11 protein-coding genes and 1 other RNA gene are annotated in these 14,161 nt (G+C 54.5%); 10 read left to right on the top strand and 2 right to left on the bottom strand.

All coding sequences use genetic code 11. From position 1 onward, the window contains the following. Positions 1–116: 116 nt before the first annotated feature. The 3 genes from GWL_RS14205 to GWL_RS14195 all read left to right on the top strand — a co-directional run bounded on the left by GWL_RS14205 (position 117) and on the right by GWL_RS14195 (position 4,762). Entirely contained in the window at positions 117–812 is a 696-nt protein-coding gene (locus tag GWL_RS14205; RefSeq protein ID WP_034350866.1) for an endonuclease NucS domain-containing protein, read from the top strand. A 401-nt stretch (positions 813–1,213) separates the two neighbouring features. After that, entirely contained in the window at positions 1,214–2,461 is a 1,248-nt protein-coding gene (locus GWL_RS14200; RefSeq protein WP_008331364.1) for a hypothetical protein, read from the top strand. Between the two features lie 144 nt (positions 2,462–2,605). Then, complete coding sequence (locus GWL_RS14195; RefSeq protein ID WP_034350860.1) at positions 2,606–4,762, top strand: hypothetical protein; 2,157 nt, start codon at positions 2,606–2,608, stop codon at positions 4,760–4,762. Between the two features lie 241 nt (positions 4,763–5,003). Here GWL_RS14195 and GWL_RS14190 read toward each other — a convergent pair whose 3' ends face one another. Then, the gene (locus GWL_RS14190; protein ID WP_237713576.1) at positions 5,004–6,050 is read right to left on the bottom strand and encodes a site-specific integrase; all 1,047 of its coding nucleotides are present in this window, start codon (positions 6,048–6,050) and stop codon (positions 5,004–5,006) included. Positions 6,051–6,109: 59 nt separating this feature from the next. On the opposite strand from GWL_RS14190, the gene dusA reads away from it, so the two are divergent. From dusA to GWL_RS14165, 5 genes are all read left to right on the top strand, one after another. Continuing rightward, on the top strand, positions 6,110–7,180 hold the full coding sequence (dusA, locus tag GWL_RS14185) for a tRNA dihydrouridine(20/20a) synthase DusA (protein ID WP_050978138.1): 1,071 nt from the start codon (positions 6,110–6,112) through the stop codon (positions 7,178–7,180). 66 nt (positions 7,181–7,246) lie between these two features. Next, complete coding sequence (ribBA, locus tag GWL_RS14180; RefSeq protein ID WP_008331358.1) at positions 7,247–8,368, top strand: bifunctional 3,4-dihydroxy-2-butanone-4-phosphate synthase/GTP cyclohydrolase II; 1,122 nt, start codon at positions 7,247–7,249, stop codon at positions 8,366–8,368. A gap of 57 nt (positions 8,369–8,425) precedes the next feature. Then, the gene (gene ribH, locus GWL_RS14175; RefSeq protein WP_008331356.1) at positions 8,426–8,911 is read left to right on the top strand and encodes a 6,7-dimethyl-8-ribityllumazine synthase; all 486 of its coding nucleotides are present in this window, start codon (positions 8,426–8,428) and stop codon (positions 8,909–8,911) included. 104 nt (positions 8,912–9,015) lie between these two features. Then, positions 9,016–9,486, top strand: coding sequence for a transcription antitermination factor NusB (gene nusB / locus GWL_RS14170; RefSeq protein ID WP_008331354.1), 471 nt, complete (start codon positions 9,016–9,018; stop codon positions 9,484–9,486). A gap of 94 nt (positions 9,487–9,580) precedes the next feature. Continuing rightward, positions 9,581–10,762, top strand: a complete 1,182-nt coding sequence (locus tag GWL_RS14165; protein ID WP_008331352.1) for a pyridoxal phosphate-dependent aminotransferase — start codon at positions 9,581–9,583, stop codon at positions 10,760–10,762. A 143-nt stretch (positions 10,763–10,905) separates the two neighbouring features. On the opposite strand, the gene GWL_RS14160 is transcribed toward GWL_RS14165, so the two are convergent. Beyond that, positions 10,906–11,901: a lytic transglycosylase domain-containing protein gene (locus GWL_RS14160; protein ID WP_034350857.1), complete on the bottom strand. Its 996-nt coding sequence runs from the start codon at positions 11,899–11,901 to the stop codon at positions 10,906–10,908. A 463-nt stretch (positions 11,902–12,364) separates the two neighbouring features. Here GWL_RS14160 and ubiD point away from each other — a divergent pair, with 463 nt between their 5' ends. Together ubiD and ffs are read left to right on the top strand one after the other, a co-directional pair. Further along, on the top strand, positions 12,365–13,849 hold the full coding sequence (ubiD, locus tag GWL_RS14155; protein ID WP_008331348.1) for a 4-hydroxy-3-polyprenylbenzoate decarboxylase: 1,485 nt from the start codon (positions 12,365–12,367) through the stop codon (positions 13,847–13,849). 163 nt (positions 13,850–14,012) lie between these two features. Then, positions 14,013–14,111: signal recognition particle sRNA small type (gene ffs, locus GWL_RS23045), an RNA gene on the top strand. Positions 14,112–14,161: the final 50 nt, after the last annotated feature.

Raw genomic sequence — 14,161 nt, 5'->3', positions numbered from 1 at the left:
TGCGCAATCAGTGCCCCGCGCCGGTGGTGGCTTTGCGCTGTGTCGTCAATATGCCCTTTGACGCATAATCCGTTACTGCATTACCCCGGTAAAATTTTTTTAAGCGAGGTCTCTCGATGAGCACTATGGCACAGGCAATTAGAGCAGTTTTGCAAGACACGCCGACAGGAGCAACGCGCAAACAAATTAGAGAATACATCGATGCGCGTTTTCCCGGCCAATGGAAGCCTGGAACCTTGACCGCTCATTTATATGGCTGCCAAGTTAATAACACGACCGCCTACCGTCATCACCCCTCGGCAGAGAAGTTCTTATTCAAAGCTGACAATGATCTGTTCTATATATATGATGAAAACACTCATGGAAAGAACATCTGGCGACTTTCGGATGCAGATGCGGAGGTTATCGATGAAGAAGACATTGAGCAGCGAGTAGAGGCATCAATCACCTACGAACGTGATGTTGAAGAGCATCTAATTCGGAATCTTGGGGCGATCGAGAAAGGACTTACATTCACAGCAAGGCAGGAGCGGATCGAGGTCGGGATTGTCGACATACTCGCCCAAGATTCTGGTGGCCGCCGCGTTGTGATCGAGTTAAAAGTAGGGGAAGCAAAAGACGCTGTGATCGGGCAGATTGCAAGATATCTTGGATGGTATGCAAGAACTGACAATCAGCGTCCTCGCGGGATGGTGATTGCGAGCGATTTTCCTGATTCGATTAGATATGCAGCTGAAGCAATACCGGATCTGTCTTTAGTGAGTTACCGAGTGCAATTTTCCTTTAACAAAGTTGGTGTTGAAGGAACTTAGGGTCGCACCAACTAAGCTAAATGATTTTTCCAGCAGTTACAGAGAAACCGCGTTGCTAGTGCGCATAGCATAATTCGAATATAACGATGGCGGTTCACACGCGGGTGTTAGTTAAGCTTCACTCGTTGTTTCTGAATAACAAATCCTGCCAGGATTTCGAGAGACAATCCCCCGCTTTCTTGCTGGGGAATATTTTGCCCAAACTAACGCAAAACCCCGAATTGGCGCACTGTATGCATAGCTAGTGTCCCGCGTCGCATAAGGCTTTGAGGTGTGCCGTCAACATACGCTTTTGAGGGAGGCGTTACTGATAATAAAGATTCCCAGTTTTCTACTCGGTAGGGATCCAATGTCAGAACGGCTGGATTGCAAACTAAGAGCAGATTGAAAACACATAAAAAATGTTCGACGACTACGATAGAAAAAGAACTGACAAGCGAGTGTTCGTCCGCTTTGTCCAAAAAAAAGATGAGCCCATGTATCCGTGGGAGATCGCTGGCTTCTTAAATAAGCTCAATACTGTCTACTATAAGTTTGAGTTACTTAATTCCATATCCAGTGCTCTTGCAGAAGGAATATCACCAACCGATATTTTCGTTTTCGATAAATCGCTCCCGCTCTATCAGAGATACGCAGAAATGAATGTTCTAGCAGGTAGAGATGCGGCCAGAAAATTTTACTCAATTGGTTTGCCGTATCCACTGGTTCCGACTAAGGAAAGCTATGAGCTTCACCTGCTTTATAGATCGTTCTCTAACGTCAACTCATTTCTGAAAAGTAGAAAAGTACGGCCGCTGACGACGGAATCTGTTTCGCTTGTTTATGAAAAGCTAAAAGAGTCCAATTTAGAAGAAGCCGAGCTCTTGTTAATCGATCAAGCGCTAGAGAGAGCAGATAAGAGTTATAGAAACAATTCGGGGGAAACGTTAAAGACCCCGGTGACAGAGCAAGAAATCGTCGATGTGTTGGAGAAATATCAGAGAAGGAAAGAGAAATTATTTTCTGATATTGGTCTTATTCAGGAGCTCAATGATGAAGAGCGCTTTGCGCTTCTAATATCAAAAAAGAGTGATTCAAAACGACTTGCCCGCTTGTTGACGGAATTTTTCCACTACTTCGATCATACGATACGGCCTTTGGTTTTCGTACGGATTGCGGACGACGAATATAGAGTTCTGGGAAGGGCGTTAGTTAACAAAAAGGAGAAAACTGGGTTAGAGGTTAAGGAGGTAGTAAGAAATAGCCCGCTTGGAACACTTATAGAAAGTGGGATCGCTATCTATCAAGCTGTGCAAGGTGCGTTATTAAGCGACGCCAAGGAAAAACGAGCAGGAGAGTTGCATCAGCTAGAGGTAAAAAGCAAAGCCTTGGAAGTGCAGAGCAAGGCTCTAGATGTTGAAATAAAAAAAGAACAATTGGCTGCCGAAAAGTTGAAGAATGCCCAGCTGCAAGCGGAGGTAACACGAAACTTAGTGCAGATCGCTCAAAGCTCGGATATCTCGGCTATTGGGGAGTTGCCCCCGAGTTTTATCAAGAATCGTCTTCTCGAGGCTTACACAACTGAGCAAAGGGGGGCGGGGGACCTTCTGCATCGACGAGGGCTTGAGCTAGATCAGTCTTCAATACGTGTGATCGACACCACAGCATGATTCCTTGCAGTGTGATTAATCTTTTAGTCAAAAGCCACTTGTAGAGTGGCTTGTTGCGTTAGCAAACCTACTTCGAGTGAAAGGGTGTTTTTAAAGCGAGTTTTCCGTTGGATGCATAGATTCAAAAAAAATTAAGGGGGAAAGATGAAGCTGAAAGTGGAATTGAAAAACTGCTATGGAATTAGCGATCTAACTCACTGTTTCGACTTCACGGCCAGCCGTGGATATGCCATCTATGCACCCAATGGCTTTATGAAGACGTCGTTGTCTAAAACATTTAGCGATCATGCCAAAGGAACAGAATCAATTGACGTGATTTTTCCAGATCGAGTGACCAGCCGAAAAATCGAAGATGGCTCAGGAGTGAGCGTTGCTGGTGATTCTATTTTCGTAATCGAGCCCTACAATCAAGAGTTTTCTTCCGAGAGAACTTCTCTGTTGTTGGTAAATGCCACGATAAAACAGCAATATGACAATGCCCTGAAAGCGATATCGGAAAGCCTATCCGATCTGTTTAAAAAATTAAAACAATTATCTGGCTTGACGGGGAAGACGGCCACGCCAGAGGCAGAATTATTGAAAGTTTTTGGTAAGGAAAATACAGCCGAATTGCTTGAGTCTCTTGAGGAGAGTCTCATGGGTGTTCAGCCTAATGGATTGTCTTCCGTTGTGTATGCCGAATTATTTAATGAAAAAACTCTGGCACTACTTGAATCGGGCACCATAAAAGATCAACTGGAAGAATATATTCAGCGCTACAACGACCTGGTTTCCAGGTCCGACGTGCTTAGCAAACAGTTCAATCACTATAGTGCAGGTACAGTCAATAAGCAGTTATCCGACAATGGCTTTTTTGCTGCGAAGCACACCATAAATCTTCAGACGAAGGATGGAAAAAAAGAAATCAGTTCGGCGGCGGAGTTGGCGCAGAAGATTGAAGACGAGCGTCAGAAGATTTTTACAGATAAAGAGCTAATGGGAAGATTTGATGCTCTTGATAAGAAGATCCAAAACACAGAATTAAGAAAATTTAGAGACTATTTGTTTGATAACCAAGAGCTCTTGCCAAGATTGAAAGATTTCAAGCAACTACAGAAAGATCTTTGGATTGCTTATCTAGTAAATCAAAAAGATCTGTATGACCGATTTCTTATCCAGTACAAAGATGGAAAGGTAACTATAGAGGCTGCAGTCAGGCAGGCTAAAGAGGAACGTACCGATTGGGAAAGGGTGGTCGCTACTTTTAACAAACGTTTCTTTGTGCCCTTCAAAATGTCTGTCGCGAATCAGGAAGATGTAATTTTAAAAGGAACAAAGCCCTCCATTGCTTTCAAGTTTTCTGACGGTGAACGAGAGGGGGAGGTAGCTCGTGAATCGCTTCTAACGGTTCTCAGTCAAGGGGAAAAGCGCGCTCTATATATTCTCAACATCCTTTTTGAAATTCAGTCTAGGCAAAAACAGGGGACTCCAACAATTCTCTTGGTGGACGACATTGCCGATTCCTTTGACTACAAAAATAAATACGCAATCATTGAATATCTCAAGGACATCATTTGCTCCGGCAATTTCTACTGCATCATTCTTTCTCACAATTTCGATTTTTATCGCAGTATTAGTGGTCGTCTTAATTTGAGACGTGAATGCAAACTCATGGCCTCAAAAATTGGACGAAAGTTGACCTTGAAGCAGGAGCACTATCAGAACAATCCGTTCATGTTCTGGCGGAATAATTTGAGCGACTCTTCCTACTGTATTTCTGCTATTCCATTTGTGCGTAATCTCGCCGAATATTGTGGGCATAGTACTGACTATTTGACGCTGACGTCGTTGCTGCATATAAAGCCGAACACTGACCAAATTACACTCGGTGATTTATGTGAGATCTACAAGAGAGTACTGACTGATAAAGCGAATTTGGCGCTTACTCCACCAACCAGGCTTGTGATCGATCTTTTAATGGCTGAAGCGGACTTGATAGCTGTAGGACAGGACGATCATATTGAGTTGGAAAAAAAGATCGTGATATCGATAGCAATTCGCTTAGTCGCCGAAAGGCATATGATTAAACGAATTAACAATCAAAGATTTGTCGACGCAATTACTCAGAACCAAACTATCGAACTTCTCAAAGAGTACAAAAGAGCCGCGTTGGGAACCTCTGACGAAATGGAAAAGCTAGAGCAAGTCAATTTGATGACTCCTGAAAATATTCACTTGAACTCATTCATGTACGAACCAATTCTTGACATGGGTTCTTCTCATTTACGAGCGCTATATGCAGATGTAAAAGCGCTTGCATAAGGTAAGGGCTTCGCGAGAAAAGAAGTTCATAAAGCTTTGCCAGGTAACTGTTAGACCTTAGCTAAATGAACTATCGTGACAAAAATAGTGGGTTCTTGGCGAAACGTGACGAGCGAGGGCGAGCCAATATTCAACTAAATCAATGGGTTAATCCAACTCATAATCCGTTGGAGCGCACACCATGCGAAGGAAGGGGAGGCGGCGTTGCTGAGGGCAATTACGATTCGCTCTGTCGTCATCATCATCCCAAGGGTTGGCTACGATGTAGATCTTTAGCTCGGATCTGCGTATATCTCGCGAGCATTTTCCAATCCCTGTGCCCAGATACCAGAGCGACCTGCTCAATGCTGTAACCCTGCTCGAAGAGGCGTGATACTCCCTCATGCCTCAAGTCGTGAAACCTTAAATCTTCGATCCCAAGTGATTTGCAAGCACGTGGAAAGAGGCTGCTTACCGTTCCCTCCGTGACGGGGAAAATCCGTTCTTCCTTGTCCATCTTTGGTTGTCGCTTGATGATCGCGAAAGCATCGCCTAGGAGTGGCACCTCTTGGTCGTTCCCAATCTTTGCGCGAGGGTGCTTTCGATTTCTGATTATTATGGTCCGATCCTGTTCGTTCAGGTCGACCCATCTAAGGTTGATGATCTCGCTCAAGCGCATGGCGGTGTCGACTGCAAATGCAATAAGATCGGACATGGGTACCTTTTGTCGGACCTTAACCGCAAACCAAGTACTGATGTTGCCCAGCTCTATCTTCGTTGGCCGCCTGGTGCGCTCTTTTGACCTGGTCGACAGGCCGATGTGATCCATATAGGCCCGCGCTTGGGCGATTGCTTCCAGATTGACCGGCCAGCGCCAAATGTTCTTTGCTGCCTTGAGGACGCTGCTTAGATATGTTAGGTCAATGGCAATCGTCACGCCGCCTGCACCGGCACCCTTTCGTTCCTTTACGTAATCGATCAGTGCTTCCCCTGTCAGCTCGGGCATGGTCAGCTTGCCAAGGTAACGTTTCAAGGTTGCCAACACTGCCTTTTTGTTTTTGCCCAACGGTTTAACCTGGGTCTGCTCCTCTACATAGCGGTCAATAGCGGAGCCGAGTGTCTTGTCTGCTATGATACGGACGTCCTGAAATTTGAGCGCCCGCATGTCGGCTTCCTGCCGCGAAGCCCAATCTTGTGCCTGCGCCTTTGTGTCGAACATCTCGCTCTGCGCGGGAAATCCCTTCCTCCGAATCCTCGCACGCCAACGCTTGCCAATTTTCTGGAATGTCGCCATCTGTTTTTTGTCCAATTTTTGTCCAATGGCGAATGATAAACCATTTATTTTCGTGAAATATCGTGAAGTCTGAAGTGGCCAATAAGGCGGCGGAAAGCCGCGTCAATGCTGGAAATAGCCCGAGTTTACCGCCTCGAACACTTTCGGTCGCTCCCATGATGGACTGGACCGACCGCCACTGCCGCGTCTTCCACCGCCAGATCACGCGCCACACCTGGCTTTACACCGAGATGGTCACCACCGGTGCGCTGCTGCATGGCGACGTGCCGCGTCACCTGGATTTCGACGAGCAGGAACACCCCGTGGCCCTGCAACTGGGCGGCAGCGAGCCGGCCGACCTGGCGCACAGCGCCAGGCTGGGCGAGCAGTGGGGCTATGACGAGATCAACCTGAACTGCGGCTGCCCCTCCGAGCGCGTTCAGAAGGGCGCTTTCGGTGCCTGTCTGATGGGCGAGCCCGCGCTGGTGGCCGATTGCGTCAAGGCCATGCGCGATGCGGTGTCCATCGATGTGACCGTGAAGCACCGCATCGGCATCGATGACGTGCAGTCCTATGATTTCGTGCGCGATTTTGTCGGTCAGATCGCCGAGGCGGGTTGCAAGACCTTCATCGTCCACGCCCGCAACGCCATCCTCAAGGGGCTGAGCCCCAAGGAAAACCGCGAGATCCCGCCCCTGAAGTATCACTACGCCTATCAACTGAAGCAGGATTTCCCCGACCTGGAAATTCTCATCAACGGCGGCATCAAGACCTTGCCCGAGATCGATGAGCATCTCAGGCACGTCGATGGCGTCATGCTGGGTCGCGAGGCGTATCACAACCCCTATCTGATGGCCAGCTTCGATGCCCGCTACTACGGCGAGTTGCCCGGTGGTCGCCAGCCCAGCCGGGCCGAGGTGATCGCGGCCATGTTGCCCTACATCAAGCGCCAGCTGGAATTGCACGGCGACAATGGGCGCGGCCTGCGCTTGAACAGCATCACCCGCCACATGCTGGGCCTGTTGACCGGCATGCCCGGCGCACGCGCCTTCCGCCAGACCTTGTCGGATTCTAAGCGCCTGGCGCTGGGCGATCCGGCCCTGTTGTTGGAAGCCTTGCAACGCACCCAGGCGGCCCAGGCTGCGCAAATCGGGTCAATGGCGTAATTGGCCAGCGGAGCAGGCCCGCAATCCTTTAAAATAGCGGGTTCCAATTGGGAAAAGAGCGCGAACATGCCACTTGCTACAACCGAAGAAATCGTTGCCGAACTCCGTGCCGGGCGCATGGTGATCCTGGTCGACGAAGAAGACCGCGAAAACGAAGGTGATCTGGTGCTGGCCACCGACTTCGTCACGCCCGAAGCCATCAATTTCATGGTCACGCATGCGCGTGGCCTGGTCTGCCTGACGCTGACCGAAGAACACGTGGACCAGCTTGACCTGCCGCTCATGGCCAGCCGCAACGGTACCGCCTACGGTACCAATTTCACCGTCTCCATCGAAGCCGCCGAAGGCGTGACCACGGGGATTTCTGCCGCCGACCGCGCCCGGACCATCCAGGTGGCCGCCTCCAAGGGCGCCAAGCCGTCGGACCTGGTGCAGCCGGGCCACATCTTCCCGCTGCGCGCGCAAAAGGGCGGGGTGCTCATGCGCGCCGGTCACACCGAAGCCGGTTGCGACCTGACGGCCATGGCCGGGCTTACCCCCGCTTCCGTGATCTGCGAGATCCTGAAGGAAGACGGCACCATGGCGCGCCTGCCGGACCTGCTGGAGTTCGCCGAGAAGCACAATCTGAAGATCGGTACCATCGCCGACCTGATCCATTACCGCAGCCGCAACGAAAGCATCATCGAACGCGTGGCCGAGCGCGAGATGCAGACCGCGCACGGGACGTTCAAGGCCATCGCCTACCGAGACACCCCCTCGGGCGGCGCGCACCTGGCGCTGGTGCGCGGCGACATCGAGCCGGGTCGTGAAACCCTGGTGCGCGTGCACCAGCCGGTCTCCATCCTGGACCTGCTCGAAGCCGGCGTGACCACCCATTCCTGGAACCTGGCGGCGGCCATGAAGGCCGTGCAGGAAGCCGAGTCCGGCGTGATCGTGCTGCTCAACTGCGAAGAGTCGGCCCAGCAGATGTTCGACCAGTTCGGTGCACTCAACAAGGTCGGTACGCCCGAGGCCGCCAAGCCCGGCCGCGCCGACCGCATGGACCTGCGCACCTACGGTATCGGCGCCCAGATCCTCAAGGATATCGGCGTGTGCAAGATGAAGCTCCTGGCCAGCCCGCGCAAGATGCCCTCGATGGCCGGCTTCCAGCTGGAAGTGACCGGTTATCAGGCACGCGAAGGCGCGTGAGCCTGCCGCCCGACGTATCAAGAATTACGCAAGTCAACCTATCAAGAAGGAACAGCCATGACCATCGGAACCTATGAACCAGACCTCAATGGCGAAAGCTTGCGCATCGGCATCGTCCAGGCACGCTTCAACGAAGACGTCTGCCACGGCCTGCTGGCGTCCTGCCTGGCCGAACTGAAGCACTTGGGCGTGGCCGATGAAGACATCCTGCACGTGACCGTGCCGGGCGCCCTGGAAATTCCCCTGGCATTGCAGAAGATGGCCGAGACGGAACAGTTCGATGCCTTGATCGCCCTGGGCGCGGTCATCCGTGGCGAGACCTATCACTTCGAACTGGTCTCCAACGAATCCGGCGCCGGCATCACCCGCATCGGCCTGGACTTCGGTCTGCCCATCGCCAATGCCGTGCTGACCACCGAAAACGACGAGCAAGCCGAAGTCCGCATGGCCGAGAAGGGCGCCGATGCCGCGCGCGTGGCCGTGGAAATGGCCAACCTGTCCATCGTGCTGGAAGAACTCGGCCAGGCGACCGAAGAAGAATAATTCACAGGCAGCGGCGGGGTGCATATCCCGCTGCCGTTCCGCCGGCCTGTGCCGGCACTCGCATTCCTTTGTTTCAGTTATCCAAGGCTCCGGCCGCATTCATCATGTCGAACAAAACTCCACACGCCAATTCGAACAAGAACCGCACCCCGCGTCACCGCGCGCGCGAGTTCGCGTTGCAGGGCTTGTACCAGTGGCTGCTCAATCACGAGGACGCGGGCGCCATCGAAGCCCACATCCGCGAAGCCCACGGTTTCGACAAGGCCGACGCCGAACATTTCGACACCCTGCTCACCGGGGCCATCCGTGATGCCGACAAGCTGCGTGCAGGCCTCTCGCCGCTGATCGATCGACCCATCAAGGAACTCTCGCCTGTGGAGCACGCCGCCCTGCTCATCGGTGCCTACGAGTTGCAGAACCACATCGAGATCCCCTACAAGGTGGTCATCAATGAAGCGGTCGAACTGACCAAGTCCTTTGGCGGCATCGACGGTCACAAGTATGTCAATGGCGTACTGGACCGTTTCGCCGCCCAGGCGCGCAGCACCGAAGTGGAAGCAGCCGGTCGCCGCTGATCTGCTGTCGTCGGCTGATTTGCTCGTGTTTGGACGGCGCCGTTGGCTTGGGCGCCGTCTTGTCTTTTTTGCCCATGTTGTCTGGAATTAGCGCATGAACCTGAACCAACTTGCTTCACGTTTGCAGCACATCGCTCCCTTCCATGTGATGGAATTGTCCAAGAAGGCCGATATCCTGGCCCAGCAGGGCCGTCACCTGATCCACATGGGCATCGGCGAACCTGATTTCACCGCACCACCCGCCGTGGTCGAGGCCGCCACCCGCGCGATGGCCGAAGGGAAGATGCAGTACACCTCGGCCACCGGCTTGCCGGCCTTGCGGGCTGCCATCTCGGAGCACTACCGCAGCGTCTACGGCCTGGAGATCGCGCCGGAGCGCATCGTCATTACCGCCGGTGCCTCCGCCGCCTTGCTGCTAGCCTGCGCGGCGCTGGTCGAGCGCGATACCGAAGTGCTCATGCCCGACCCCAGCTATCCCTGCAACCGTCATTTCGTGGCGGCCTTCGAGGGACGCGCCAGGCTCATCGCCAGCGGTCCCGAGCATCGCTTCCAGCTGTCGGCGCAGATGGTGCGCGAGCACTGGAGCGAGCAGACCCGCGGCGTGTTGCTGGCCTCCCCCTCCAATCCGACGGGCACCTCGATCGCCCCCGACGAGTTGCGGGCCATCCTGGGCGAAGTGCGCCAGCGTGGCGGCTTCACCATCGTCGATGAGATCTACCAGGGCTTGTCTTATGAAGGCGCGCCGTTCTCGGCGCTGTCGCTGGGCGAGGACGTGGTGGTCATCAACAGCTTCTCGAAGTACTTCAACATGACCGGCTGGCGCCTGGGCTGGCTGGTGTTGCCGCCGGCCCTGGTGCCGCAGGTCGAGAAGCTGGCGCAGAACCTCTTGATCTGTGCGTCCTCGATTGCCCAGCATGCGGCCGTGGCCTGCTTCACGCCCGAGACCATTGCGCTGTATGAAGAACGCAAGGCCGAGTTCAAGCGTCGCCGCGACTACATCGTGCCGGCCCTGGAAAGCCTGGGCTTCAAGGTGCCGGTGGTGCCCGACGGCGCCTTCTATGTCTATGCCGATTGCAGCGCGCTGTCCGATGATGCCGACCAGCTCAGCCTGGACATGCTCAATGAGGCCGGCGTGGTGCTGGTGCCAGGGCTGGACTTCGGCCCCTCTACGGCGCGACGTTTCATCCGACTGTCCTATGCGACCTCGCTGGAAAACCTGCAGGAGGCCGTGGCGCGTCTGCGCGTATTCTTCGAGCGGCGTCGCCAGGCAGCCTGAAGCAGGGCAGGGCTGCAGCCTTGCCTGCCAGCCTTGCCTGCCAGTGGACAGGCAAAAAAAAAGGAGCCCGAGGGCTCCTTTTTCGTGCGTGCTGAATACCGGTAATATTCACATCGCAACACACCAACCTGTATCCAGCAATATTACAGGGCGGCGAGTTGTTCTTCGGTCTTGGGCTTGGATGCCGAGGCCACGTTGTTGGCAGGAGCCTTGGGCTGTGCGGCACTGGCCGAGACACCCGAGGAGGCCGGCGGCAGCTTGATGGTCGCGGTGGTGTAGATCGACACGTTCTTGCCCATCGCCACTTGCTTCAGGTTCTGGTACTCGGAGAGCACCTTGAGACCGTAACCGCCATCATTGGCCATGTCGGCCGCACCCACGTAGCTCTTCAGGCCGGCTTCCACCGAGCCGCCACGGGTCACATATTCCTTCAGGATCTGCGAACCGACGCGGATGTTGGCGACCGGATTCAAGGCTGCCTTGATGCCGCCCAGCTCCTGGAACTTGTCGTGGTGTACCTTGGCCATCACCTGCATCAGGCCCTGCGCACCCATGGGGCTTTCGGCGAAGGGATTGAAGCGCGACTCGATGGCGATCACCGACAGGATCAGCAGCGGATCGAGCTTGATGTCGCGCGCGGTCAGGTAAGCCGCCGAGACCAGCATGTCAGCTGCATCGCTGGCCACACGATAGCGCTTGGCCAGCCAGTTGGTCACCAGTTTCTGCTGGCGCGGATTGCCCAGCAACTGGCGTTCTTCCGGCGACAGGGCCTGGATCGGTGCGTTGGCGTGCCGCACCGAACTGGCCGCAGCCGCACCTGCCAGTGCACTGACGGTGGCCATCGGCGCGGTCGGGGCCATCAGGTCGGCCAGCGCCGGCGTGGCCGGTGCCTCCGCTTCCTGGACTTCTTCAGTGGCGTCCGAGAAGGGCGACATGCTGATCAGCTTGTCGGCCAGGTCGGGATTGAAGAACATCAGACCCAGAACAAACAACGCGGCAATGCCGAGTATCGTCAGCAGACGATGAGCGATGCCGAAAAATTGAGCAATGCGTACATTCCCGGAGAAATTCCGGAAATCCACGCGGCGAACCATCTGCGGGGCGCCCGCTAAAGGCGCCTCGGAAGCTTGGTTGGACATTGAACCTCCTGCGTTATTGCGGCAAAAACAGGGCGCGCCTGGCCAAGAAGTGAAGACCAAACGGCTGAACTGTCGTCGCTGCAATCTATTGCGTTACCGTCGCAAGGCGTTACGGCAAGGCCATCCGCGAGGCCTGCTGGCCCTGCCGTCGGATGGCATGTTTCGGGGGGTAGGGCTGACGCCCTGGACACACTTCTTGAGTTGCTGGGACCCCGGTTCCCTGGATACCTTGCTAGGCTTGACTGTTTTCGATCAAGCCTCTACGAGCCCACGGCTCACCTCTTCGGTTTAGAGTGGGCGCATTGTAGAAGCCACTTTATATCGAGTCAATACTATGAAATTGGTTCTTTATAACTTTTGTGTATCATATTGCATGTGGCCTTTCGTCAAAATTCAATAGAATCAAGCGTTTGCCGGGGTTACTTGAGCCGGCTGTGATGCAAAAAGAAATTTGTTAAAAAGTATGAAATACACTGATTTGCGGGATTTTATTTCCCAGTTGCAACAAAAAGGTGAGCTCAAGCGTGTTTCACACCCCGTGTCGTCACATCTGGAGATGACCGAAATCGCCGACCGTACCCTCCGGGCGGAAGGTCCGGCGCTTCTTTTTGAGCAGGTCGACAAAAAAAATATCCCGGTTTTAGCGAATCTTTTCGGTACCCCCCATCGCGTGGCACTCGGCATGGGGGCCGACAGCATCAGTGAACTGCGCCGCATCGGTCATTTGCTGGCGCGTCTGAAGGAGCCGGAGCCGCCCAAGGGCATCAAGGATGTGCTGGACCTGGGCGGGCTGGTGAAGTCGCTGTGGGACATGGCACCCAAGGAGCGCAGCTCGGCACCCTGCCAGGATGTGGTGTGGGAGGGCCGGGACGTGGACCTGTCGCGCCTGCCGATCCAGCACTGCTGGCCGGGCGACATTGCGCCCCTGATTACCTGGGGCCTGGTCGTCACCAAGGGGCCGAACAAGAAACGCCAGAACTTGGGCATCTATCGCCAGCAGGTGCTGGGTCCGAACAAGGTCATCATGCGCTGGCTGGCCCATCGCGGCGGCGCTCTGGATTTCCGCGAGCACTGCATTGCCAATCCCGGCAAGCCCTATCCGATCGCGGTGGCCCTGGGTGCCGATCCCGCCACTATATTAGGTGCGGTCACGCCAGTGCCCGACAGTCTCTCCGAATACCAGTTCGCGGGTCTTCTGCGCGGCAGCCGTACCGAACTGGTCAAGGCCATGGGCAGCGACTTGCGCGTGCCGGCCTCGGCCGAGATCGTGCTGGAAGGGCATATCTATCCGGATGAAAAACACGCCTCCGGATTCGAGCATGCGCTCGAAGGGCCGTATGGCGATCACACCGGTTACTACAATGAACAGGACTGGTTCCCGGTCTTCACCATCGACCGCATCACCATGCGGCGCGATGCCATCTATCACTCCACCTACACCGGCAAACCGCCCGATGAGCCGGCCGTGCTGGGTGTGGCGTTGAATGAAGTTTTCGTCCCCTTGCTGCAGAAGCAGTTTGCCGAAATCACCGATTTCTACTTGCCTCCAGAGGGATGCAGCTATCGCATGGCGGTGGTGCAGATGAAGAAATCTTACGCCGGCCATGCCAAGCGGGTGATGTTCGGGGTGTGGAGTTTCCTGCGCCAGTTCATGTACACCAAGTTCATCGTGGTGGTGGATGAGGATGTCGATATCCGCGACTGGAAGGAAGTGATCTGGGCCATCACCACGCGTGTGGATCCGGTGCGTGACACCGTCATGGTGGACAACACGCCCATCGATTATCTCGACTTCGCCTCGCCCATCAGCGGGCTGGGCAGCAAGATGGGCATCGATGCCACCAACAAGTGGCCCGGCGAAACCAGCCGTGAATGGGGTACGCCCATCGTGATGAGCGACGACGTGAAGAAACGTGTCGATGCCATCTGGAAGGACCTCGGCATCTGAGCGGGCAGGGCGCGCACCCGGTATGGCGCGCCTGACGAACATATGAAGCTTCATGCAAAAAGCCGCGTAAATTGTTTAGGCAATTCGCGCGGCTTTTCACTTTCTGATGCGCTGCAATGATTTCTCTGGCGGCAAGTCGCTGAACTGCGATACAATGCACCCCGGCGGGCCCCTGCGCATTGTGGCATGGTCAACCTGGTCAGGTCGGGAACGAAGCAGCCACAGCCATTTCCCGCAAGTGCCGCAGACAAGGCTCGCCTCTTATCTCTCTTCTGTTTCTTCTGTTGTTCCGGCAGGTCCTCCCCCTCGACT

The organism is Herbaspirillum sp. GW103, assembly GCF_000261365.1.
Lineage (GTDB): Bacteria > Pseudomonadota > Gammaproteobacteria > Burkholderiales > Burkholderiaceae_D > Herbaspirillum.
This window is presented reverse-complemented; position numbering and strand designations above follow the sequence as displayed.